This is a genomic window from Altibacter lentus, from assembly GCF_000746845.1.
Taxonomy (GTDB): domain Bacteria; phylum Bacteroidota; class Bacteroidia; order Flavobacteriales; family Flavobacteriaceae; genus Altibacter; species Altibacter lentus.
The window spans coordinates 2142032-2168068 of record NZ_KN050846.1; the positions used below are offsets into that span (position 1 = coordinate 2142032).

Below are 26037 nucleotides of genomic sequence, written 5' to 3' on the forward strand. Positions count from 1 at the left end.
ATTAAGTTTGTGTAAATTTCATTACAATTGCCGCGCCAAAAGTAGGAATTTCATTTAAAAAATGTAGTTTTGCACGCGATTTATAATGATTTCTTAATAACAAATTTTAAAAATTACGAATGAAACAACTCATTGTTACTTTATGCGTGGCATTTTTCTGTAGTTTTTCGGGACTTGCACAAGATGCTATCGTAAAAGGAAGAATAGTGGATACCAATTCCAGCGAGGTTATTCCCGATGTGGAAGTTCGCATTTTGGGAAGTATTTACAATACCATGACCGATGCGGAAGGTCTCTTCACTATTTCAGGAACCGATATCCCTCAAGGAGAGCAGGTTCTTGTCGTGAACAAGAATGGATATATTACCCAGCGTATCCCAATTACTGTCCAGAACGGTGCAACAGTAAATTTAGATCCTATTCTTCTGGAAGTGGATCTCACCGAAGTAGAGGCACAAATAGGGATTATAAGCCTTAGCGACAACGAGCTCGACCAGGACGAGGGAACTTCTTTTAATATCTCAGGACTACTACAGGCCTCTAATGATGTTTTCCTAAATGCGGCTGCTTTCGATTTTAGCGCTACTTTTTTTAACCCAAGAGGGTTAGACAATGCCAATGGGAAAGTATTGATCAACGGGATCGAAATGAACAAGCAATTCACCGGTCGCCCACAGTGGGGGAATTGGGGAGGATTGAACGATGTACAACGAAACCGGGTCTTTTCTATGGGTTTAAAGGCAAATGATTATGCCTTTGGAGACGTTGCCGGGACGACCAACATTATTATGAGAGCTTCTCAATACCGTCAAGGCGGACGCGTTTCATATGCCATGGCCAACAGAAGTTATGAAGGCAGGGTGATGGGATCCTATCACAGTGGTCTTAGTGTAGATGGATGGGCGTATTCGGTATTGGCTTCACGTCGCTTTGGCGATGAAGGGTACCAAGACGGGACCCTCTACGATGCCAATTCGTTCTTTGCTTCTGTAGAAAAAAAGATCAACGAAAACCATAGTCTTAACTTTACAGGGTTTTATACACCAAACAGAAGAGGTCGTTCTACAGCGATCACACAAGAGGCTCGGGACCTGAAAGGAATTAGATATAATCCTAACTGGGGATATCAAGACGGAGAGATTCGCAACAGTAGAATTCGTGAGATAGAAGAACCAGTATTAATGTTAAACCATTACTGGAACCTGGGAGAGAATACAACACTTAACACCAATATTGGTTATCAGTTTGGGAAAGTGGGGAACACCCGTATCGATAACGGAGGAACCCGTCTCGTTACGATCAACGGACAGAATGCGTATATAGGTGGGGCTCGTAATCCCTTCGGAAATTATTACCAAAGACTGCCAAGTTATTTTCTGCGTTTCGAGAATCCTTCGGCTTACGACTATCAATTAGCGTATCAGGCAGAACAGGAATTCATTAATGACGGGCAACTGGATTGGGAGTCACTGTATCGTGCCAATGCTATTGCTTCAGCAAATGGCGGAAATTCAATCTACGCGATTCAAAATGACCGAAATGACGATACTCAGTTGAGCGTGAATTCTGTTTTGAATACACGTATTTCAGAAAATATCACTATTAACGGTGCAGTGAACTACCGCAATCTAAAAAGCGAGAACTTTGCAGAGTTGAAGGACCTTTTGGGAGGGACCGGTTATTTGGATGTGGACTTCTTTGCAGAAGGAGAAAGCAATGAAGTAGTTACAGACATTGCGCAGAGTGACCTTAGAAATCCTAACAGGATCGTAAAAGAAGGAGATCGTTATAAATACAACTACGATCTTAATGCCGACGTGATCTCCGGTTTTGCACAAGCTCAGTTCGAGTACAGCATTGTCGACTTCTACGTGGCGGCCTCAGCCGGACAAACCAGCTATCAACGTGTTGGATTATTCGAGAACGGGAACTTCCCCGGAGCTGCATCTTTTGGCCCCAGCGAAGAAGTTAGTTTCACCGATTACGGGGTTAAAGGAGGTCTTACCTACAAGATCACAGGACGCCATTTGTTGGATTTTAATGCAGGGTATTTGACCAAAGCACCTAATTTGCGAAATACTTTTAGCAATGCGAGACAAAATAACGATGTGGTTGTAGGAATTGAGACCGAAAAGATCCAAAATGTAGATGCGAGTTATATCTATCGTTCTCCTTTGGTAAAGGCGCGATTAACAGGTTACTACAACACCATTGCAGATCAAACCGATATTAATTTCTATTTTACTGAATCGGCTCGTGGCACAGAAGACGGGGCTGCGTTTCTACAGGAAATTATCACGGGTATCGAAAGTCGCCGTATTGGAGCCGAACTGGGCGTGGAAGCACAAGTGACCACTACCGTAAAACTGAAAGCGGCTGCATCTGTGGGACAAAATGTGTACACAAACAATCCAAACCAGTATTTTACTTCGGAAGATTTCTTAGGCGTGAACAACGTTCCGGGAATCAACAACGGACAACTAATCTTTGGTGACGGGACAACAAACTTGGAGAACTACCATGTAGCAGGAGGCCCGGAAAGAGCCTATCAGCTAGGTTTTGAATATCGCGATCCTGATTTCTGGTGGGTGGGCGTTACCGGAAATTATTTTTCAAATGCGTATATTGATGTAAGTACATTGAGAAGATCTGCCGGGTTCACGACCGATTTCGCAGGACAACCTTTCAACGATTACGATGAGGAGATAGCTCGTACCTTATTACAACAAGAAGAGTTCGATGATTACATGCTTTTTAATGTTGTGGGAGGGAAATCATGGAAGATCAAAGATTATTATGTTGGGTTCTTTGCAACAATCAACAATATCCTTGGAGAAGAATACATTACAGGTGGATTTGAAGATTCCCGTAATGCAGACTACCGATCGCTTTTGGAAGAAAGCAAACGCGATACCCCGGTATTTGGTTCCCGTTACTTCTTTGGAAACGGAACTACCTATTATGTTAACCTATACGTTCGATTCTAATTAAAATAAAAAATAAATTATACCTAATGAAAACTGCAAATATTTATAAACTTTTTACCCTTATCCTGGCACTGGTAGTTGTAGTGTCTTGTGTAAAGGATGACGAATTTGATGTGCCTTCTCAAGAGATTGAGCCGGTTACAATAGATCAAACAAAAGTGATCGAGATCGCAACATTACGCGACCTTTTGGAACAAGAGATCAATAGTAACGGAAACAATATACTTACTTTCAATGAAGATAATCCCGATAACGACAAATACATTGTTGGGTACGTGATCTCCAGTGATGAAGCAGGAAATTTCTTCGAAGAACTTGTTCTTCAAAACGATTTTCAAAATCCAAATGCGGGTGTTAAGGTATTGGCAGATGTCAATCCATTGTTTACCACTTACGAGTTTGGGAGAAAAGTATTCGTGAAGTTAGAGAACTTAAGTGTTGCTTTCGACAGTGGTGTTTTGGCACTGGGCGTTCGTGACGGGAACGATGTTGCGAAGATCGCAGAATCCAATCTGTTCGACGTGATCACCAGAGATCCCGAAGTTAAAGAAATTGTGCCGTTGCCACTTTCAATCAACGATTTTAATGCAGAATTGACAAACCTGTACATTCGTTTAAACGACGTACAGTTTAACCGTAACGAAGTACTTGGAGCAGATCCAAAGACCTTTGCTGCAGAACCTGATGATCAGTTTGACGGGGAACGACTATTAGAAAGTTGCGCAACTGGCGCAACCGTTATTTTTAGCACTTCTACCTTCGCCGATTATAAATCGTTGTTACTCCCAACCGGGAGAGGTACCTTGGACGGATTGTTGACATATAATTTCTTCGGGGATGAGTTGAACGTTACTGTAAACGAGCCGTCAGCTATTAATTTTGACAGCACCGAACGTTGCGATCCTATGGAGGTGAATTGTGGACTTGTATCCAGCGTTGGTTCCAATGTGCTTTTTAGTGACTTTTTCGAAACACAAAGTACAGGGTCGCCAATTTCAGGCAACGGTTGGACCAATTATATTGAAGCGGGAACCGAAACGTGGGAAGCATATTTCGACGATGGGACCAATGCATCTTTAGGTATCTCTGCACGTATGGGCTCATTTAACAGTGGTGACGATGCATCTATAGGATGGTTGATCACTCCTGAAGTTAATTTCGATGCTCAGGACGGTGAAACCATAACCTTTAAAACCTCCAACAGTTTTAGTGACGGTAGCACACTGGAAGTCCTTTTCTCAAATGATTGGGACGGAAATCCTGCAACCATCACCTCGGCTACCTGGAGCTTGCTTTCCGATGCTTATGTTGTAGCAGACGGAGAGTTCTTTGGTGACTGGTTTACCTCAGGAAATGTAGACCTGTCCTGTATCACAGGAAGCGGGCACATTGCTTGGAAGTACACGGGTAGTGGTGAAGCAGAGTTTGACGGAACCTACGAGCTTGATGAGATCGAAATTCGTTCGAACTAAACACTCGATCATTATAAAATTAAAACCTCCCATGTTAGGGAGGTTTTTTTATGCGATGCTTTTTCTGAAGGTCTCTATTCTTAAAGCAGACTACTCTGCGGATGTGTAATGCTTCGGAAACAGAAGCAGTTTAGTATTTGGAGGGTCTTTTCAGAAGAATAGAAAAGTCACTTCCGCTTTCCCGTTTCTGAAACAGCCGGAAACAGCTGAAGCAATTCCTTTCAGAAAAAGTAAAGGAGCTATACGTGAAGTCCGTAAAAGTAAAACCCCTTCAATTACGAAGGGGTTTTGGTTGATGGTTGGTTATTTAGTTGAAAATGACCTAGCGTTCCACGATTATAAATTCGGAACGTCTGTTCTTTTGGTATTCGGCGTCGCTACAGTTGGTACCGCAGTCAACGGCCGGTTTGGTCTCTCCAAATCCTTCACCGCTAATTCTACTTGCATCTATCCCTTTTGAAATAACATACTGCACAGTGGCTTGAGCGCGGCGTTCAGATAGTTCCAGATTGGAAACATCATTTCCTCTGTTGTCGGTATGCGCTTCAACTTTAATTTTCATTTTTGGATATTTCTGCATGATCGCGATCAATTTATCCAATTCGAAGGCAGCTTGTGGCTTGATATTGTGTTTTCCAAGGTCGAAAAGGATAGGATCCAATTGTACTTTGTCGTCTACGATAATGGCTTCAATTGGACGCAATTCGATCATACTGTTTCGAACCTCTTTATCTGTTCCTTTGGTTTCTGTAATGGCATTTGGTTCAAATCCTTTTGCCAATGCCTGTACCACATGTTCTTTATCACATTCAGCCAAGAAGTCAACCTTTCCGTCATCGCCGGTAGTTTTTGAACTTATCTTGTTTTCAAAAGCGTCATAGAGATCAACACGTGCGCCAGCTATTGGAGTGTCTGTATATTCATCCATTACTTGAACGTTGATCGTGACGATACAAGGGACTTCGATCTCCTTTACGGCGTAAATATCATCGCTTCCTTTTCCGCCTTTACGGTTGGAGGAAACATATCCCTCTTTTGTAGCAGGATCGTATGTAAATGCAAAGTCATCGTCGGCACTGTTCACACCATTCCCTAAGTTTTTAGGTGCTCCAAAATCGCTTCCTGAAGCTTCTGCGGCGAACACGTCCAGTCCTCCAATTCCCATGTGGCCGTTGCTGGAAAAGTACAAGGTACCGTTACTGTCCACAGAAGGGAATACTTCTTTTCCTTCCGTATTGATATGATCTCCTAACCGAACAGGTGTTCCCAGGCTTCCGTCTTTATTTACGGCGACCTTGTAGATGTCGCTCATTCCTTTCCCGCCCGGCATATCGCTTACAAAATAAAGTGTATTTCCGTCAGGGCTAAGGGCCGGATGTCCTGTAGAATATTCGCTGTTATTGAAGGGAACCGATTGGATTCCACGCCATACACCATCAATGTTTTCGGCGTAGTACAGATTGATCTGGTTGATCCCGCTCTCGCTGGTCTCGTAATCGCCGTTAAAGTAATCGTTTCTGTCAAAATACATACGTTTGCCATCCGGTGAAATAGCCACATTGCCTTCATGGTATTTTGTGTTGAGGTCACCGCCTTCAATTAAAGTGGCATTTTTAACAGTACCTCCCACGATATCGGCTTTATAGATATCCAAGAATGGCTCTTCATTCCACCCGTATTTTTTTCGGGAGGTATTTCTTGCAGATGAGAAATAGAAGGTCTTTCCTATAACGGTCCCTCCAAATTCTGAATATTCGGTATTGATATCCTTCAAATTTGTTGCAGAGAATTTTGCTTCGGTTTCTGCCAGTGTAGGGACAAAATTTGGACTCTTCATGAACTCCATTGCGCGGGAATCACCAGGTTTCATTTCGGCGAACTGCTGCATATACGTAGTATAATCGCTGTATTTACCGTTGGCTTTCAAGGCCTGAGCATAGTTGTAGACCGTTTCGGCATCTACGTCCTTGCCTTTCACGACGCGGCGGTAGTAGGTTTCGGCTTTTTTAGTATCATTTAAATAATAGTAGCTGTTTCCCAAACGCTCGAACACGTAACGTCCGGCTTTTCCATCCTTCAGCAATTTTTGATATGCTTCGGCGGCATCGGTGTACAATAGTTTATCGTACAGATCGTCTGCTTTTTTAGTGTCTTTATTCTGTGCCGTGGCCACGGTAGTGCTGACCACTATAAGTAAGAGAAATGTATATATTTTTTTCATTTTGAATGAACTTAAATTAGTGATTAGAAGTATCTGGGTGAACGCATTGCACGTTTGTTAAAGATAAGGTCGAATGTTAGGATGATCTCGTGAGAGGCATCACTTACTACGTTAATATCTGAAACGACATGATCGTAAGCATACCCTATACGAATGGCCGGAGTCGCCTGGAATCCTACGAGTCCACTAAATGAATCGTCCAGTCGATAGGAAGCTCCTATTTCAAATTTCTCATAAAATAGTGCATTGAGGTTCCCATCGAATGATACCGGCGCATCAAAAGCCGATTTCACCATAACCGAAGGTTTTATCTTTACATTCTCTGAAGCCTGGAACACATAACCTGCTGTAGCGAAGTAATGGTTGGTCTCACTTCCGTACTTAATTCCATTCTCGTCCAAATGAACAGAGTTCAATAAATTAGGAACTGAAAGACCCAAATAGAAGTTCTCTGCGTATAAGAAGGCTCCTGCCCCCACATTGGGATAGGTGTTATTAATGTCTTGAGAGAAGAACGGGTCGTTTGGATCCTGTAGCTCTAGATCCACCAATCCCACATCGTGAAACGTAGCTCCTGCCTTTAATCCCAGAGCCAGTTTAAGGCTTTCGCTTACCTGTAGAGTATAGGAAAAGTCTGCGAATACGTTGGTTTCTTTAATAGGGCCTAATTCGTCCTTAATGGCGGAGAGTCCCAGGCCTATTTTGTCGCTTATGGGAGAATGTGCTGCAAAGGTGATGGTCTCTGGTGCGCCTTCAAATCCAGACCATTGTTTACGGTACAAAGCTGTGACCGATAAGCTTTCCTTGCTTCCTGCGTAGGCAGGGTTGACCACATTCATATTGTACATATATTGTGTATACTGCGGGTCTTGCTGAGCCGAAGCATAATCGATACACAGTATACTTACTAAGAGTACTAATAGCGATAGTTTTTTCATTATACTAGATTGTTTTATTATTAGTTGGTTATTTGTTTAGATAGATCCATCCGGTTACCGGATCGTTAGCATTTAATTCGATGACATAGTAATACGTCCCCACAGGAAGTTCTGCTCCGTCTGTGGTATTTCCGGTCCATTCGTTTATGTATTCTGTCTTTTCATATACAATGCGACCGTCTCTGTTAAAAATGGAGAGTTTTTTAATGTCTTCTTTATCGTCCAAGAAGGTAAGATCCAAGAAGTCATTTTGACCATCGCCGTTAGGGGATATCCCCTGGGTGATCACACAATTCTCATTGTCGTAAAAAGTTATTTCTATCGAATCAGAGCCAATACAACCATCGTCATTAATGTCTACGGTATAGATCCCGGCTTCGGTAACCTCCAGCATGGTGCCAGTTGCACCTTCAATTACACCACCATCCAAGAACCATGTATACGTCACTGAATTTGGATCGGCATTAATAGGTGTCGCATTCAAGATCGCCACATCCTGGGCACATTTAATAATGGTTTCTCCCAATTCTACTTCGGGAAGGGTTCTAAAGTTTATGGTCACATCATCTGTTTCCACACACCCAAAAATAGTAACTTCCACGCTGTAGACACCGTCTTCGGTTACAGTAATAGTAGGAGTTGTTTCACCTGTACTCCACACATAGGTTGCGTTAGCAGGATCTTGACCTACAATCACAGGGACGATCTCATAACTGGAATCGCCACAGGGTTCGATGAGGTCTCCAATATCTACGGTGAAAACTATCTTCTCTACAAAAACTTCTTGCGTGATCTCACAACCATTTCCTGTGACAACAGCACTGTAGGTTCCGGTTTCTGAAACTTCAAGTGTACTATTAGTCTCTCCCGGTATCTCCACCCCATCTTTTAACCATTTGTAGCCTAGGTCCGAAAGTTCGCCCGGATTTGTTACCGTAGCGTCTAAAATGATGGTCTCATCTTCACAAACAAGGCGATCATCTCCCAGGTCGAATTCAGGATTTGGAAAGAACTCTACAAGGATCTCGTCGTTTAATACACATTCGGAATTGTTCAATTCGATCTCTACGCTGTATAATCCGGTCTCGGTTATTACAAGCGTTTGGTTTGTTTCATTAGGTATTTCAACACCGTCTTTAAACCACTTGTAGGTACCTCCGTCCACAAAACCTGCGTCCAAGGTAACTTCGGTATTCTCGCAAACGGCATCACCGGAGCCCAATAAGATATCGTCTCCCAGGTCTACATTTCCAATATTGAAACTTCCTGCCTTTAAGAAAACAGCCGAGTCAAATGAAGCATCTCCTCTGTCGGCGATCACCAATTTTATGGTATAGATCTCGTTTGGTACAATACTTACGGTTGCAGTTGTCAATGAGGCCGTAAGTCCGTCGAACTGAATAGGCACATCATTGGTATTGTCATTATCATTACTTACATAGAACTCGGGAAAGTAATTTACACCGGGGACTTCTCCGCCGCATAGAAACCCGTTTACGGGGTCATCTGCCGGATCTAAGTGAATTGTGGCGGTACTCACCAAGACATTGTTGGACCCCTCGATGGCAGCGATATTTGTTCCACCGAACGGAGCGCCGGAATCATCCGGAATTCCGGGACCCTTCAGAAGAAATACAAATCCATCTCTAAAGAGGTCACTACATTCAAATTGGTCCTCATATTCTTCCGAAGCGAATATAAATTCAAAATCGATCTCCGTAAGGCTTGAGCTGAAGGTAAATTCAAATACGGTTGCGTTATTGGTATCCACCGTGGTTCCGTAGAGATTATTCAAAATCGCTTCAATATCAACATCGCCGGGCCAGTCCAAAGAACTCCCGTCTGATGTTCCCGTATTATCATTAGGGCCTTCGGCACTTACGGCAAATCCGGAGGAAAGGATAATCCCTTCAGAAAAAGGGAAACTAGAACCTCCATCTCTAAAATAACCCCAGCTGCGTTCATTGATATTGGAAGCTCCGTCGGGGTTATCAGCCAAATTTGTCAACTCGATATCCACACAGGAACTGCCACTTACCAGTACTTCCTGAATGAGTGCTTCGGCTGAAAGATCTGTTTGAGGATCGTTCACATCATTGACCACAATCGATTGGGCCTGTGTGATGAAGGAACTCAAACATATTAGAATCAATAGTTTTATTTTCATTCGTTTTCGGTATTAATTAGATTGGGTATTTAGGTAGATCCAACCACTTTTCACGGCACCGAATTCTTGATCGGGTTGATCGAACTTAATAACATAGAAATAAGTGCCTGTGGGTAATTGGGCATTGTTATTGTCTTGTCCGCACCATTCGTTCAAGTAATTGGATTGAGTATAAACGCTTGTTCCCAGGCGATTAAATATTTCTACTGAAAAAGCTCCGGTACGATCGACCAGATATTCCAGATCAAGACAATCGTTCATCCCGTCTCCGTTTGGAGATAACCCTTCAGAAATCACACATTGACCAATATTGTAAAGAGTGACATCTACACTATCGGTGCCGGTGCAATCACCTTTTGTAATGATCACCGTATAGGTTTGTGTTCCCACGGTATTCGGCTCGAAAGAAATTTCGATACTGCTTCCGGTTTCCCCTGGAATAAGTTCATCGTTTAGTAGCCATTGGTAGGAAACGTCAGTCTCATCTGTATTAGCTGTGATGGTTCGTATATCGCTGGCACAGGTTTTAAAGTCGTCACCTACCGTAACCTCAAGGTCACTTCGGGGTTCTATCAAAATACTATCGGTACTAGAGCAGAAGCCAACTGTTACGACAACACTGTATTCGCCCAATTCGGTGACCACCAGTGTGGCATCGGTTTCTGAAGCTAAAACAACACCATCCTTGCTCCATTCATAAGTAGCAGTCGCGGGATCGAAGTTAGTAGGAGAGGCATCCAAGATCACAGGTTCTTCGAAACAGGTTTCGATATCTGCGCCCAGGTCGATCACCGGACTATCTTCCAGCTGAACATTGATCGTTTTTTCAAGGCTGCAATTTTCGACGGTTACCGTAACAGTATAATCGCCGGATTGGCTTACAGTGATGGTTGGGGTGGTTTCACCAGTACTCCAAAGAATCGTTGCATTGGGGGCGCCACTGCCGCTAACTGTTACAGAAAGATCTGCCGATTCTTGGTCACACGCCTGTACATCCGGTGTCACTTCAATAGCGAAGGAGAGTTCGAGCTCAACAAGCACGTCATCCATACGTACTTCGGTTGAGCCGTCTTCAAGTTCGGTAGTAAGCACTGCGGTATAGACGGTATCTTCGGTTGGACACACAGTGATTCTAGGTGATGTGCCAATGACTGCTCCAGTTGGATCCAACCACTGGAAAGAACTTGCACCCGTAGGCTGCCCGTTAGGTACAAAACGCCAGTTTTCATTCGTTGCTTCCCATACTCCTGTGTTACGATCCGGCGGCACACTAAACTCGGTTAAGTCATTCCCCATGATACCTAAGGTAGCCAATCCTTCATTCCAACCCGGACAGCTTGGCTTGTTGATAAGATTTACATCAATTACATTCAGGGATTCATACAGAAGGATTTGTTGCGTCGTGAAAAAAGTACTATCGCAAGAACTTCCAAAATGAGGGACATTATCAAAATTGAGCACAAAAATCCGGAACGGAGCTTCTCCCGTAACAAAATAGTTGATTCTTGCCGGATCCGGGTTCACCGCAGGATTCAAATCATGAAAAGCCCCATAAATTGTATTTAGTGGGAAATTGCTATCGGTATACGGTAGAAGATCTTCCGGGGCACTGTTCCATCCGTTAAATTGGTTGGCCAGTGAGGTATCGAACGAGATCTGGCCATTTGCAGCCATTACCAGTTGCGTATAATCATTCTGAAAATAATTAAAGGTAAAGGGGATCGTGATGACATCGCTCCATCGGTCATCAATGACCAAGTTTGTAGGAGTTCCACCGGAAACAGGTGGAAGATCGCATATAGGTCCTTGAACTAAATATGAAGAAGTTGTTAGCCGTGGGACGGCAATGATCTCTGCTTCCAGTTCGGTACAAGGCGTTTCGCAGGAGAGTACTACATCCGGCCCTGCATTAAGTAGTTCACAACCTCCGTCACTTATACAAACAAAGGTAAGCGGGTCACTACTAACAGCACAGCTGGTGTCGTCCAAATTCGTCACTGTGACAGTGACATTGGTGAAAGGCACATAAGGCCCAATTTGATATGTACCCGTACCTGGAGCACTTACAGGCGTGGATCCTTGATCGTCTGTTATTTCCAGAGCTGAGGCTGAGCCCAAATCCGTAACGTCAACATTGATAAAAAACTCGCCGTCACCATCGCAATTTCCTTCCGCAGCAAAGTTTACTTCAGGATTAAGACAGGTAGTACAAAAAACATCATAGTCCCAGGCGGTCTGCCCGCCGGACTGACAGCTGTTCGACACATCCGATGTAATCATTAATGTAATAGTATCTCCTGAAGAAGTATAGGTCAATCCCGTAAGATCACCGTTATTTCCATAAGGAGTTTCTTCATTAAGGTCGGTAATCCCATTGGAATCGAGTATCACCACCTCGTCGAAATTATTCTCTACGGTACCCGAATTAAATACAATACGTAGAGGAAATCCATTGGAACTTTGGAATACGAACGATGAATTGTCATTATTAGCATAACAAAACGTATTGTTCAACGGACTTGCGGTACAATCAACAGTGGTTTGACCAAAAGTAAGTGCTGTTGTAAAAAATAAAAAAAGCGCTAAATAGGCTTTAGCACTCATGGTGTTATGTGTTAACATTTTGGAAAGGTTAGAAGTTAATTTAGGGGATAAAAGTAAATCCATATAGTTGAGGTTGGTTGTTATTGCGCACTAAATTATATAATTTTATCAATTATAAAATTCTTGTGATATTTTTTAGACGTACCGCAAGAATTTTCCGATTAAAGCCGTGTTAAATATACGTTAATTTTCATGAAATGTACAAGCGGTGCAGGCCATAAAGTGATCACTATTTCCTGCCAAATATTTTCTTCCTGTAAAAGTTCTAAAAGGATTCACTCTCTGTCTCCTGCAAACAACCTAAAATTGTGTAAGTTAAGATCTGAGATATGTTCTAGCGGATTAATTCCTGAATTTCTTGAATAGAGTTGTGAAAAATAAAATTAATCAAAAGGATTTCTATTCTCATAATAATTTAAACTACCATAAGAGGAGTGAAGCATTTCCGTGTGGTGATAATACTAAATAGTTATCAATTTCCTTAAACTTACTCATGGTGTAGGTTGGGATTCTATACTAAGGAGTTTCCATGCAACGACTGTTAATTGCATGTAAAATACAAAAAAGCAGTGCAATGTGTTTTGTACCTTTGTGAAAGAAATTGAGGATATGCTTGAAAAAACCGAATTAGATTACGAAAAGACCATACTCATTGGCCTTATCACCCAACAGCAGGATGAGGACAAGTCTAAGGAGTATTTGGACGAACTGGAATTTTTAGCCTATACTGCCGGAGGGGAGGTACTGAAACGTTTTGTGCAGAAGATGGAAATGCCTAACCCTAAAACATTTATTGGTACAGGGAAACTCGAGGAAGTGCGACAATTTGTAGAAGCGCACGATATTGGCGTTGCAATTTTCGACGATGAATTATCACCCGCTCAGCAAAAGAACATAGAGAAGATCCTTCAATGTAAAATCATTGATCGTACCAATCTCATATTAGATATATTCGCGCAACGCGCTCAGACCAGTTATGCGCGAACTCAGGTAGAATTAGCACAGTATGAATATTTATTGCCTAGACTGGCAGGTATGTGGACCCACTTAGAGAGACAACGAGGGGGTATTGGAATGCGTGGTCCGGGAGAAACCGAAATAGAAACCGACCGTCGGATCGTTCGCGACCGAATCGCATTGTTAAAGAAGAAGATCACAACAATAGACAAACAAATGGCGGTGCAACGCGGTAACCGGGGATCTTTGGTACGCGTGGCTTTGGTAGGATATACTAATGTGGGGAAATCTACATTGATGAACGTTATTAGTAAGAGTGAAGTTTTTGCAGAAAACAAACTGTTCGCTACTTTAGATACTACTGTTCGTAAGGTAGTTATTGGCAACCTACCATTCTTGTTGACAGATACCGTAGGGTTTATTAGAAAGCTACCCACTCAATTGGTTGAGTCCTTTAAGAGCACTTTGGATGAGGTTCGAGAAGCCGATCTCCTCCTACATGTGGTCGATATATCCCACCCGTCGTTTGAAGATCATATAGCCTCGGTAAATAAGATCTTGGATGAAATTGAAAGTGCCGATAAGCCAACGATCATGGTTTTTAACAAAATTGATGCTTACGAACCTGAAACCATCGAAGCAGATGACCTGATGACCGAAAGGACCAAGGCACATTACTCGCTGGAAGACTGGAAACGTACTTGGATGCATACAGCAAACCCCGAAGCCATCTTTATTTCAGCACTGGAAAAGGAAAATTTCGAAGAGTTTAGACGTCTTGTTTATGAAAAGGTGAAAGAGATCCACGTAAGTAGGTTCCCTTATAACCATTTCCTGTATGATGAATACACAGAATAATTATAATAGAAAAGCCGTCAGAGATGACGGCTTTTCATTTGTAGCATGAACCTTTCGAAGACTAACTAACCAAAGATATAAAAACATCGATCGGTTCATATAGCGCTACTGCTCATTCAATTTTTTTGAAGTTAAAAACCATAGGTTACACCTATTCCCAGTGCTTCCCTGATCTGAAATGCCTGTACCGCGTTGTCGTCATATATTGCTTGAAATGTTGCATTGGCGGTAATAAATTTGTTGACGGCCATAATTAGATTAAGGGTGTAATCAATATCAATATTCTGGGGGTCCTCCAAATAATTTGAATACAAGTTAAGAATATTCTCCACAGTTACATTCTTCATTATGTCAAATTTAGCATATCCGTTTATAGAGGCACCAAACTCAAAACGGGTGGACTCTCCCATATCCACACCAAAGTAATCGCCGTCTTCATAACCCGGTAAACTTGTAAAGGCATTATCTACAAAGATTAGTTTGGCAGTAGCGGGAGATATGTTCACGCTAAGATCATCGTTTTTCTTCCATAGAAGTCCCGGACCTGTTTGAAGGTATCCGGGGGATAAGAACTTAGTGGTTTCGGTACGTATTTCATTGTCATTTACATCTTCTCCGTATTCGTATCCGGAGGTAAACTGGGTTTTAAAATTCAAAAAATAGGAGTAGTACCAATTGGTTTCTTTTATCTGTTTCCCCAGAACGGAGTTCAACTCTAAACGATCGTTTGTTTTTCGTGTGAACTCCTGTTCCTTTGTTTTTGTCACCCCGTAATCTGCAATGATACGATTATCCCAAACTAATGGTCCTTTTCTGTAATTGAAGTCATACGTCAGGTTTAAATTGGCCGCATAGTTTGATGTGCCTCCGCCGGTCCATTCTTCATTAAATGCCGCTTGGCTAAACAGTAATGAAATATTCCCTCCTTTTGTCCAACCATCCTTTGGAACTTCTTTCTCTTCAGCTCCTTGAGCGAAAAGTGATATTGGCACACACAGGAGAAACAAGCATGTAAGTTTTTTCATTGTTTAGATTTTGGTAAAACAAAAATACTTTTTCTTTTTACTTTCTGAAATAAAATAGCCTCTAAATAGCATGTTATTAAGCGTCGTGCAGAGAATCGATTTAAGGACGCTTTTTCTTGAAAAGCGGTACAGACGAACACGCCTCACCATACATAATGCTCTTTGCAATAGGCTGAAGCTTTTGAGCAAGAAGCGTATAAGCAGCCGGAGGGATGGCCTTATGGGAACAGCCTTTAATGATCACCGGCTTATCTTTATATTCCTCAACCGAAAGATCACCAACAATCTCTGAAAAGATAGCCGTTTCCAGCATGTCGAGAGAACCTACAGTGACCTTCTTGGCATAAGGAGCCAAAGCGATACTAAGCAACATGTACGCCCAACCGGGAATGATCGCATCGGTGCTGCAATAAAGGGCCACAAAACAATCTTTGTATTGCGACCAATTATGCTCTGAAACATGGTTTCGGAAGTCATTTTCCTTTAAAACGATACCTTCCAATAACCACGGAGCGATATCTATTTGAATGCGGTTTCCTGCGGGATAATATGCTTCGAGATCAATAGTGATTAGTTTGCTGTTTGCGACCCTATTTATTATTTCCTTCTCCATTACAGCATTCCGAGTTCTAATTTGGCTTCCTCACTCATAAGGTCCTGAGTCCAAGGCGGGTCGAAAGTAATCTCAACTTCGGCATCTTTTATCATCTTGATCGACTTTACTTTATCTTCTACCTCAACCGGAAGAGTTTCGGCGACAGGACAGTTTGGAGTTGTAAGGGTCATTAAGATCTTAACTTCGGCGTCCTCATTGACAAACACATCATAGATAAGGCCTAATTCATATATATCGACAGGAATCTCAGGGTCATAAATGGTCTTTAAGACCTTTACGATCTTTTCTCCTAATTCTGTAGTATCAATAGGTGTTGTTTCCATAGTTTAAGTATTTAGCTGGGTTTGATAGGCGATAGCATCCAGTTTCATTTGCTTGATCATGGATACCAATCCATTGGCCCGTGTAGGGGATAGGTGTTCTTTTAGCCCTATTTCATCAATAAAGGAAGTGTCGGCTGTTAAAATAGCCTCCGGGGATTGTTTTGAAAACACTCGCACCAAGATCGCTACGATCCCTTTTGTAATAATCGCATCGCTGTCGGCAGTGAATTCGATCTTTCCATCCTTCAATTCTGAATGCAACCATACTTTAGATTGACAGCCCTTAATCAACTTATCTTCCGTCTTTAAAGACGGGTCGATAAGGGGCAGGGTCTTGCCTAACTCGATCATGTATTCATACTTTTGCATCCAGTCCTCGAACATGGCGAATTCATCGATCAATTCTTCTTGTATGGCTTCAATAGTCATAATTAATTCGCTTCTTTCGTATCTTTTTGTGCTGTTAAAAGTACACTTCGGTCATTCTTGGAATAAAGAGTAAGAACGTTATTCTGAAGACCGTAAGAACCCGTGTTTCGGAGTGCTGCTAATACGCCTTGTTCAATGTCCATAACTGGTTTTTCACAAGCCATTTCGGTTACAGCAATGTCTTTAAACGATAGTGCATAGAGGTCCAAGGTGTAATTTCCGAAGAATGTATTACAACCTGTGTTTCCACGAACGGACTTGTCCAGGGCTGCGAACGAAATAAATACATTTTTTTCTGAATTTCCGGGAACGGAGATCCCATCCACCGAAGTGATGTTGTAAACCCCCGAAAGTTGAACATTTCCAGCCACGTCTATTACTTTTTTTGTTTCGTCACACCCCATGATTGCGAATGAGAGGGCGAATGCGATTACTAATGATAGTGTTTTCATTTTCTTTTTTTTATGTGAGCATTTGTTTTGCTTTCGACACAGCTGCTACCAGCCGGTCTACTTCTTCTTTTGTATTGTAAAAAGCGAAAGATGCCCGCACTGTGCCGGGAATCTTATAAAAATCCATTATAGGTTGCGCACAATGGTGTCCGGTGCGTACCGCGATTCCTAATTTATCTACAATCGTACCAATATCGTACGGGTGTATGCCTTCAATATTGAAGGAGATCACAGAGGTCTTTTTTGTGCCTGTTCCGTATATGCGTAAACCTTCGATTTCCAAAAGCTTCTTGGTGGCGTATTCCAGCAAAAATTTTTCATGTGCTTCGATGGCATCAAAACCAATACTGTTAAGATAATCAATTGCCGCGCCAAACGCAATACCTCCTGCAATGTTTGGAGTTCCCGCTTCAAATTTATGTGGAAGATCGGCATAGGTGGTTTTTTCGAAAGAAACCTCTTTTATCATTTCTCCACCGCCTTGATACGGAGGTAATTTACGAAGCCATGTTTCCTTTCCGTAAAGAACGCCTACACCGGTAGGGCCGCACATTTTGTGTGCGGAGGTTACATAGAAATCAACATCCAACGCCGCAAAATCAGGTTTAACGTGCGAGCAGGCCTGTGCGCCATCAATTAGAACGGCAGCACCAACTTCGTGCGCTTTTTGTATGATGATCTCGATTGGATTGATGGTTCCCAGCGCATTTGAAATATGGTTGACAAATACCAGTTTGGTCTTTTCTGAAAGGATCTTGCTGTAATCAGAAATAGCAAGGGTTCCATCCTCATTCATGGGGATCACCTGCAAGGTCGCTCCTGTACGTTCGCATAGCATTTGCCACGGGACTATATTTGAATGATGTTCTAACGCCGAAACAATGATTTCGTCTCCTTTATTTAAGAGCGATGAAAATCCTGATGCTATTAAATTGATTCCATGAGTCGTACCGGCCGTGAAGATCACTTCGTGAGCATGCTGAATACCAAAATGCTGTTGTATTTTTTTTCGCGCGGCCTCATATGCGTCGGTCGCTTCTTGAGACAAGCTGTGCACGCCTCGGTGAATGTTGGCATTGTAGTGAGAATAATAGTTTACAATGGCATCAATAACCATCTGAGGTTTTTGAGAGGTGGCTGCATTGTCCAAATAGACCAATGGGTACCCGTTCACTTGGCGCTTCAAGATGGGGAAATCGGCTCGTATTTTCTGGACGTCCAACGCCATAACTGAGGTTTTAGGGTTAAATTTCGAAGCCCAAACTTACCCCAATCTTATTTGCAATAAGCTTGTTGATGCGTCGTTTTAGTTCCGGTATTTTTACACTTTCCAATACGTTGTTGGCAAACGCATACATAAGCAGGGCACGGGCCTCTTTCTTACCAATGCCTCGAGAACGCATGTAGAACATTGCCTCTTCATCCAATTGGCCAATGGTGCATCCATGCGAGCACTTTACATCGTCTGCAAAAATCTCTAGTTGTGGTTTTGCATTGATCGTTGCTTTGTCATCAATAAGGATGTTATTGTTTTGCTGAAAAGCATCTGTTTTCTGTGCATCCTTCTCAACGATCACTCTACCGTTAAAGACGCCTGTAGAAGCGTCGCCAAATATTCCTTTATAATCTTGATGGCTTTCGCAATTGGGTGCGATATGGTGAACCAAAGTATTGTGGTCCACATGTTGATTGTCTTCAAGTATCGTAATTCCCTTTAGTGTAGAATTACAATGTTCACCTTCTTGATAGAAATTTAAATTGTTACGTGTGAGCTTGCCTCCAAATGAAAACGTATGTACGTTACAATCTGAGTCACGCTCCTGCGAAATATAGGTTGTATCTATAAGGGAGGCGGTTGCCACATTGTTCTGTATCTTATAGTAGTCTACATGGGCACGTTTTTCAGCAAAGATTTCGGTAACACAGTTAGTGAGAACCTCATTTTCAGAAAGACTTTGGTGTCGTTCTATAATCTGTACATGGGCATTTTCGCCCACAACAATCAAATTACGCGGCTGCAGGAAGACGGCAGCTTCATTTCCTGTTGAGAAATTAATGATCTCGATAGGTTTCTCTACCTCCTTATGTTTCGGGATGTGGATATAGGCTCCTTCTTTTGCAAAAGCAGTATTGAGTGCTGTAAGGCTTTCTTGCTTGGCAGCTTTATTGAAATACGCTTCAACTACGGGTTTGTATTTTGCTTTGTTCAATGCCGAAGACATCAAACACACATCTAGCTTGTCGTGTGTCGTTTCGGAAAGGAACGAACTGTATACACCATCGACGAATACAATTTTATAGGTATCGAGATCGTGAAGGAAATATTTTTTAACTTCCTTGAATTCAATAGAACGCTCTAGTTGCTTGGGAAAAACACTGTAATCGCTCTTCAGCAAGGCGTTAAGCGAAGTGTATTTCCAGGCTTCCTCTTTTTTCGATGGAAATCCTTTCGATTCGAAAATTTTAATAGCCTCATTTCTAAGATCATGAATAGGAGAGTCCTGCTCCAAATTGTCTTCGAAGGCGAGGTAAGAGGAAAGTAATTTGTCTTTTAAACTCATAGTGTTTGCTGCTTCATAGTACGCTTAGGCGTTCACTTCTTCTTTAATCCAGTCGTATCCTTTTTCTTCCAGTTCGTAGGCCAATTCTTTTCCGCCGGATTTCACGATCTTGCCGTCCATTAGTACGTGTACAAAATCCGGTACGATATAATCCAATAAACGCTGATAATGCGTGATGACCACTACGGCATTCTCTTGGCTTCTCAATTTGTTGACCCCATTGGCCACAACCTTAAGGGCGTCGATGTCCAAGCCCGAATCGGTCTCGTCCAGGATCGCAAGTTTAGGCTCCATCATGGCCAGCTGAAAGATCTCATTACGTTTTTTTTCACCTCCCGAAAATCCTTCGTTCAAGGACCGGGATAAGAACTTACGGTCGATCTCCAACATATCGGCCTTCTCTTTTATCATTTTTAGCATCTCGGCGGCAGGCATATCTTCGAGTCCCTTAGCCTTACGTGTTTCGTTGATAGCAGTCTTGATAAAATTAGTGACCGACACACCCGGAATCTCTACCGGATATTGGAATGACAAGAAGATTCCTTTGTGCGCACGTTCTTCCGGGTCCAATTCTGAAATATCTTCACCTTCTAGCGTGATGGCACCCTTGTGCATCTCAAACTCTTCCTTTCCGGCGATTACAGAGGCCAGAGTACTCTTCCCGGAGCCATTGGGACCCATGATCGCATGGACTTCCCCGGCTTTTACTTCCAGGTTGATGCCCTTCAAAATATCTTTTCCCTCGACACCGGCGTGTAAATTATTAATGTGTAACATATTTAGTTTTTCTTTGCTTCTATTTTAACATCAGGAGTGGCAGGGGTATCGCTAACACTAACAATTTCGGTAATGGTCAACACCTGTTCCCATCCTTCTTCATTTTCTGGTTTTCTTCCCATTTTTCCTTTTACGACAACGGGAACCATATCAAATTCATCTTTTTTTATGGGGGCTACCATTTTTGAGAGTTCAAAGGCTTTTTCATTTAGTTTCACCCCAAAAATGAAGTTCTCCCCTTTCAATACGGCACCATCAGTTAAATAAATAAACTCCCCCTTATACAAAATATTAGGCCGTCCTTCATTATCTATTACAGACTCAGTTTCTACCGCAGGGGTAGTTTCGGCAGGAGCCTTTTCTTCAGAATTCTTACAAGAAATGAACGCCGTTGATAAGGCGATAACAAAAATGATTTTTTTCATAATTTTCATAAGTTAACCAACAGAGCCTTCCAGGCTTATTTCTAATAATTTTTGTGCTTCCACGGCAAACTCCATGGGAAGCTTGTTTAACACTTCTTTGCTAAATCCATTTACAATAAGAGCTATGGCCTTTTCGGTATCGATGCCACGTTGATTGCAATAGAAGATCTGGTCTTCCCCGATCTTGCTGGTTGTCGCTTCATGCTCTACTTGTGCGGTCTTATTCTTTGTTTCTATATACGGGAAAGTATGAGCTCCGCATTTGTTCCCCATTAACAGAGAATCACATTGAGAAAAGTTTCTGGCATTGTCGGCATTGGGACTAATCTTAACCAAACCTCGGTAGCTGTTTTGCGATCTTCCGGCTGAGATCCCCTTAGAAATGATCGTACTTTTAGTGTTCTTGCCGAGATGGATCATTTTTGTGCCGGTATCTGCCTGCTGAAAATTGTTCGTCACCGCAATGGAATAGAATTCTCCAATGGAATTATCCCCTTTTAAGATACAACTTGGGTATTTCCACGTAATGGCACTTCCTGTCTCTACCTGTGTCCAAGAGATCTTGGCATTGGTTTCGCAAATTCCGCGTTTGGTCACAAAATTGTACACTCCGCCTTTTCCTTCTTTATTTCCGGGATACCAGTTTTGAACGGTTGAGTATTTTATTTCGGCATCTTCCAAAGCGATCAGTTCTACAACGGCGGCGTGCAATTGATTCTCGTCCCGACTCGGCGCTGTACATCCTTCCAGATAACTCACATAGCTCCCTTTATCGGCAATGACCAGGGTTCTTTCAAACTGCCCTGTTCCTGCTTGATTAATTCTGAAATAAGTAGACAGTTCCATGGGACATTTCACTCCTTTCGGAATGTAGCAGAAAGAACCATCACTAAATACGGCACTATTTAAAGCAGCGTAGAAATTGTCTCGCTGCGGAACCACCGTTCCAATATATTTCTTTACTAATTCGGGATGTTTTTTTATCGCTTCGGAAATAGAGCAGAAAATAATTCCTTTTTCAGCCAGTGTTTTTTTGAAAGTTGTTGCTACCGAAACCGAATCCATGACGATATCGACAGCCACACCTGCTAATTTCTTTTGCTCTTCAAGAGAGATCCCCAGCTTTTTAAAGGTCTCCAGTAATTCCGGATCTACCTCGTCTATGCTATCGTACTTAGGTTTTTTATTGGGAGCAGAATAATATGATATATTCTGAAAATTAGGCTTTTCATAGGTCACATTTGCCCAATCCGGTTCGACCATGGCCTGCCAGTAGCGGAAGGCTTCCAAACGCCATTCGGTCATCCATTCCGGTTCTTCCTTCTTCATTGAAATGGCGCGAACGATCTCCTCGTTCAACCCCACAGGAAATGTTTCAGATTCTATATCGGTATAAAATCCGTATTCGTACTCCTTGGTTTCGAGTTCTTTCTTTAAATCGTCTTCAGTAAACTTACCCATATTCCTTTTTCAGCACATTTTTATAATGAGAAACTTTCTCCACAACCGCAAGTCCTGTTGGCATTCGGGTTGTTAAAAACAAATCCTTTTCCGTTGAGGCCGCCGCTATACTCCAAGGTGGTCCCTACGAGGTATAAAAAACTTTTTTTATCGACCACGATCTTTACCGGGGCGTCCTCGAAAAGCTTATCGGTCTCACTCAACGCTTTGTCAAAAGTAAGCTCATACGATAAGCCGGAGCAACCACCACTCTTTACACCTACGCGTACAAAGTCATTGTCTACTTCATAGCCATCCTCTCGCATTAATTGTGAGATCCTGGACTTAGCTGATTCACTAACTTTTATCATTTATTTATATAGATTTGTTCTAAATTAGAGTGCAAATATACGGTAAATGCCCGTTTTAACCATAGTTCATTACGAAATATGCCTTATACTATTATAGATTTAGCTAATAATTAACAAATCCTTTTTCAGCGCTTAGAAAAAGGATTTGTGAGTTGTGGTAACATATATCTAATTATTAGTCCGGAGCCCGAAAATCCGGGTTATTTATAAACGACGGGTCCGATAGTGAAAGTAAGAATGCTTTCAGGTCGGCTTTGTCTTGTTCTGTGAGTTGTACGCCGCCTTCAGCCACGGTTTTCATAAGTGGATCTATCGTTTCAGAATAAACAAGTCCTTCACTGTAATGATCGATCACCTCATCTAAAGTCGCAAACCTACCGTCATGCATGTACGGTGCGGTGTAAGCCAAATTCCGAAGCGAAGGGGTTTTAAACAATCCAAATTCACGTGGGTCGCCGGTTACGTTTCCTCTTCCTTTATCGGTAATAGTGGCATCAAGACCATTATTATGGAAGATATTATCGGTCCACAACGGGTTGTTCGGGTTGCCGTGACAGTGAAAGCAATCCCCTCTGCTTTCGTCCATGAATACTTGGAGTCCGTTAGCTTCGGAAGGGGTCAGCTCCAATGTTCCTAAAAGATGCTGGTCGAACCTTGAATTTGCGGAGATCAGGGTTCGCATGAACTGCGCTAATGCCTTTGTGGCCAGATCGCTGTTTATGGTTCTTGTTCCGAAGGCCGCTTCGAACAATTCGGGATACTCTGCATCTGCCAAAAGACTGGCAGAAGCATTTTCCCAGGTGTTGTGCATCTCAATAGGGTTTGTGACAGGTTCTAAAGCCTGGGCTTCCAAAGAGGTGGCTCTCCCGTCCCAGAAAAACTGCTCGTTAAAGTTCCAGGCCATATTGAATATTGGCATGGAGTTGCGGTTTCCTGCAATACCATCGATACCAATACTGAATTGTCTTTCGTCTGAAAAGGCGTTCTGCGGATTATGACACGTGGCACACGCCTGAGTCCTGTCGGCAGAGAGAATAGGGTCGAAAAACAATTTTTTGCCTAGCGCAATTCCTTCAACCGTTTGCGGATTATCTGCAGGAACGACAGGAGGAATCAACTTATCACGAAACAACTGTGGGATTTCCAAAGGACTTGGTGTAGCCTCATAAGAAGGTCCCGTATCGTCAGATTCGGTGCAAGCGAAACATAGTATTGATATAAAGAACAGTGCTAAAAAGCGCATTGTAAAGATTTTTTAATTTTGTGTCACGGCGCCTCTACTAAAGACAGAAGTTCCGTTTTGAGACATCATGATCTGAGCCATGAAGTTAGGCATCAATACGGTGTGCAGATCGTTCAGGTTCCACTCATTGGGATTTTTATACCATTCGGCCACGTTCATCTTCACTTCAATCTCGGTATCATTACCAATAGATACTGTGCCAAGATCAACTTCAAAAGAAGTATCTTGTGTTGTCACCGGTGTCGTACTCGTATCGGCCGCACGTATGGTGTGGTATGCGTAACCAATTTCGGCAGATGTGTTGTCGATAAACTTTCCTTCCATGCGCATATAGTGATAACCGCCACCTAGCATCATAGGTACATTCCATCCTCCGTCTGCGGAGTTAAGATCTTGATACACACCGTCTATATTGTCTTCGTCATCAAAACCAAAAGTAAAGGTAACGTTATAATCGCCCGGCGGGATCTGTACATTGGGAGTAAAGGTAAGATTAGACTGTTCACGCACGTTCACTAGATTATAATCACCTGCATCGAAAGCCACTCCGTTTGAATTTGTGAAAGTTACATCAGAAATAAGATAAACCAGTTTTGAAAGACTCAATTGTTCACCGTGGGCATTGGTGTATTGTATTTGATCGAAGTCTGAATTCTCAATAGCATCTCCGTCCCAATTGTGAGTGAATCTTAGATCGACACTTGCCGGTGTTGGAGTCGCGTCATCGTCATTATTGCAGCCAAAAGCTACCAAGACGATCAAGGTTAAGAGGGCAATGTTTTTCATTTTTTTTAATTGAATATTAGATAAGATTATTTTATTTGGATAAATAGGAGGTCAATCTTTCCGCGGTTTTGTGGGATATCAACATCACTACTTTCAGAATTACCAATAACTACCAATTTACCATCGGCAGTTTCCATAGCTTTATTGGCAAAATCCAGTTTAGAGCCACCTACAGACATTTGAAAATCGATTCCTCCCTGCTCGTTAATAATAAAGGTCCACGCGTCATTTAGTCCCACATTGGCCGTAAGATCTCCATTTGTGCTGCGGGTAGAGGCGGCAACCACATATCTTCCGTTGCTTATAGGGACAATACTTCGTGCCGACTCAAATTGGGATCCGCCATACGTTTTTTGCCAGATAAGGGTCCCGGCATCATTGAACTTGACAGCCCAGGCATCGGCATTTCCTAAAGGATTCGTCACATCACCGTCAGAACTTCGGGTATCACCTACCATGATGTAATTTCCGTCGTTCGAATGGCTCATGGCATAGCCTATATCGATTTCACTTCCGCCAAAAGATTTTGTCCATAATTTATCTCCGGCGCTGTTTAATCTAACAGCCCAGAAATCGTACGAACCTTTACTATCGGTAATGTCAAAATCATCACTTTCTGAAGACCCTGTCATTAAGAAACCGCCATCGGCTGTTTGAACTGCTCCATAGCTTCGGTCGTTGTTTGTTCCTCCAAAGTAACGTCTCCAAATGGTATTTCCGTTTGCGTCCAGTCTTATTCCCCAGAATTCACCAACACCGTGTTGGGGGTTTCTTCCGTCATCATTTCCCTGACCGCCACTGGCGGTAACATCTAAAAATCCGGTGATAAAATAACCGCCATCATTAGTTTGAAAAGCATCAAAGGACTGATCGACACCGGAAAACCCATAGCTCTTGTCCCACATGAGTGTCCCCTGACTGTCTATTTTTACGATCCAATAGTCCTGAAATCCGGCATTGTTAGACACATCGCCGTCTGCACTGGAACTATAACCACTTAATAGGTAGCCTCCGTCAGACGTTTTAGAAATATTCGCGCCTTTATCATCATCGGAGCCCCCATAGGTTTTACTCCAAAGTAATTCTCCGGCGGGAGTTATTTTGGTCACCCAGTAGTCAAAATCTGTCCCGGTCTTATCTGTGATGTCTCCATCGTTGCTGTCGGTATAGCCCAATAACACATAGTTACCATCGTTTGCGATCACCATAGAGGTTGCGTCGTCTTCGCCAGATCCACCATAGGTTCTAACGAAGTCGATTTCACCAAGGAATCCTGTAGGATCTGGTTCGGCAGGGCCTTCATCTTTATTACAAGAATAGAAGACACTTATCGCAATTAGCGCGAGGTAACTAGGTAGTAGGTTCTTTTTAAATAGCATGATGTA

21 protein-coding genes are annotated in these 26037 nt (G+C 42.5%); 3 read left to right on the forward strand and 18 right to left on the reverse strand.

Annotated features, from left to right (window positions below; genetic code table 11):
• The first annotated feature begins 119 nt into the window (after positions 1-119).
• Together JS40_RS09910 and JS40_RS09915 are read left to right on the forward strand one after the other, a co-directional pair.
• Positions 120-2987, forward strand: coding sequence for a carboxypeptidase regulatory-like domain-containing protein (locus tag JS40_RS09910; RefSeq protein ID WP_034260213.1), 2868 nt, complete (start codon positions 120-122; stop codon positions 2985-2987).
• Between the two features lie 26 nt (positions 2988-3013).
• Complete coding sequence (locus tag JS40_RS09915) at positions 3014-4459, forward strand: DUF5689 domain-containing protein (protein ID WP_034260214.1); 1446 nt, start codon at positions 3014-3016, stop codon at positions 4457-4459.
• A 322-nt stretch (positions 4460-4781) separates the two neighbouring features.
• Here the strand turns inward: JS40_RS09915 and JS40_RS09920 are convergent, their stop codons facing one another.
• The 4 genes from JS40_RS09920 to JS40_RS09935 are packed head-to-tail and all read right to left on the reverse strand — an operon-like array spanning position 4782 to position 12407.
• Positions 4782-6680, reverse strand: coding sequence for an OmpA family protein (locus tag JS40_RS09920; RefSeq protein ID WP_034260215.1), 1899 nt, complete (start codon positions 6678-6680; stop codon positions 4782-4784).
• Between the two features lie 23 nt (positions 6681-6703).
• Complete coding sequence (locus JS40_RS09925) at positions 6704-7618, reverse strand: PorP/SprF family type IX secretion system membrane protein (RefSeq protein ID WP_034260216.1); 915 nt, start codon at positions 7616-7618, stop codon at positions 6704-6706.
• A gap of 28 nt (positions 7619-7646) precedes the next feature.
• Positions 7647-9785 (reverse strand): choice-of-anchor L domain-containing protein, encoded by a 2139-nt coding sequence (locus JS40_RS09930; protein WP_084677474.1) that lies wholly within the window; start codon positions 9783-9785, stop codon positions 7647-7649.
• A 12-nt stretch (positions 9786-9797) separates the two neighbouring features.
• Positions 9798-12407 carry a T9SS type B sorting domain-containing protein gene (locus tag JS40_RS09935; protein ID WP_034260218.1) on the reverse strand — a complete coding sequence of 870 codons (2610 nt, stop codon included), beginning with the start codon at positions 12405-12407 and terminating at the stop codon, positions 9798-9800.
• 591 nt (positions 12408-12998) lie between these two features.
• Between JS40_RS09935 and hflX the strand changes: the two genes are divergently transcribed.
• Complete coding sequence (hflX, locus tag JS40_RS09940; RefSeq protein ID WP_034260219.1) at positions 12999-14204, forward strand: GTPase HflX; 1206 nt, start codon at positions 12999-13001, stop codon at positions 14202-14204.
• Positions 14205-14335: 131 nt separating this feature from the next.
• On the opposite strand, the gene JS40_RS09945 is transcribed toward hflX, so the two are convergent.
• From JS40_RS09945 to JS40_RS10010, 14 genes are all read right to left on the reverse strand, one after another.
• Positions 14336-15229, reverse strand: a complete 894-nt coding sequence (locus JS40_RS09945; protein ID WP_034260220.1) for a DUF3078 domain-containing protein — start codon at positions 15227-15229, stop codon at positions 14336-14338.
• Positions 15230-15329: 100 nt separating this feature from the next.
• Positions 15330-15842 (reverse strand): DUF2480 family protein, encoded by a 513-nt coding sequence (locus JS40_RS09950; RefSeq protein WP_034260221.1) that lies wholly within the window; start codon positions 15840-15842, stop codon positions 15330-15332.
• A complete protein-coding gene (locus JS40_RS09955) occupies positions 15842-16168 on the reverse strand; it encodes an SUF system Fe-S cluster assembly protein (protein ID WP_034260222.1) in 327 nt (108 codons plus the stop codon). Before JS40_RS09955 ends, JS40_RS09950 begins: the two co-directional genes overlap by 1 nt.
• Positions 16169-16171: 3 nt before the next feature.
• The gene (locus JS40_RS09960) at positions 16172-16597 is read right to left on the reverse strand and encodes a SufE family protein (protein WP_034260223.1); all 426 of its coding nucleotides are present in this window, start codon (positions 16595-16597) and stop codon (positions 16172-16174) included.
• Positions 16598-16599: 2 nt separating this feature from the next.
• A complete protein-coding gene (locus JS40_RS09965) occupies positions 16600-17049 on the reverse strand; it encodes an META domain-containing protein (protein ID WP_084677476.1) in 450 nt (149 codons plus the stop codon).
• Between the two features lie 10 nt (positions 17050-17059).
• A complete protein-coding gene (locus JS40_RS09970) occupies positions 17060-18277 on the reverse strand; it encodes an aminotransferase class V-fold PLP-dependent enzyme (protein ID WP_034260225.1) in 1218 nt (405 codons plus the stop codon).
• A gap of 16 nt (positions 18278-18293) precedes the next feature.
• Positions 18294-19610 (reverse strand): Fe-S cluster assembly protein SufD, encoded by a 1317-nt coding sequence (sufD, locus tag JS40_RS09975; RefSeq protein ID WP_034260226.1) that lies wholly within the window; start codon positions 19608-19610, stop codon positions 18294-18296.
• 24 nt (positions 19611-19634) lie between these two features.
• Positions 19635-20387: a Fe-S cluster assembly ATPase SufC gene (gene sufC / locus JS40_RS09980; protein ID WP_034260227.1), complete on the reverse strand. Its 753-nt coding sequence runs from the start codon at positions 20385-20387 to the stop codon at positions 19635-19637.
• A gap of 2 nt (positions 20388-20389) precedes the next feature.
• Positions 20390-20821, reverse strand: a complete 432-nt coding sequence (locus JS40_RS09985) for a hypothetical protein (RefSeq protein ID WP_152558168.1) — start codon at positions 20819-20821, stop codon at positions 20390-20392.
• A gap of 3 nt (positions 20822-20824) precedes the next feature.
• Positions 20825-22273: a Fe-S cluster assembly protein SufB gene (gene sufB, locus JS40_RS09990; RefSeq protein ID WP_034260229.1), complete on the reverse strand. Its 1449-nt coding sequence runs from the start codon at positions 22271-22273 to the stop codon at positions 20825-20827.
• 20 nt (positions 22274-22293) lie between these two features.
• Complete coding sequence (locus JS40_RS09995) at positions 22294-22623, reverse strand: HesB/IscA family protein (RefSeq protein ID WP_034260230.1); 330 nt, start codon at positions 22621-22623, stop codon at positions 22294-22296.
• A gap of 175 nt (positions 22624-22798) precedes the next feature.
• Entirely contained in the window at positions 22799-23866 is a 1068-nt protein-coding gene (locus JS40_RS10000) for a cytochrome-c peroxidase (RefSeq protein ID WP_034260231.1), read from the reverse strand.
• 12 nt (positions 23867-23878) lie between these two features.
• Entirely contained in the window at positions 23879-24652 is a 774-nt protein-coding gene (locus JS40_RS10005) for an MbnP family protein (protein WP_034260232.1), read from the reverse strand.
• A gap of 26 nt (positions 24653-24678) precedes the next feature.
• Positions 24679-26031, reverse strand: coding sequence for a hypothetical protein (locus tag JS40_RS10010; RefSeq protein WP_034260233.1), 1353 nt, complete (start codon positions 26029-26031; stop codon positions 24679-24681).
• Positions 26032-26037: the final 6 nt, after the last annotated feature.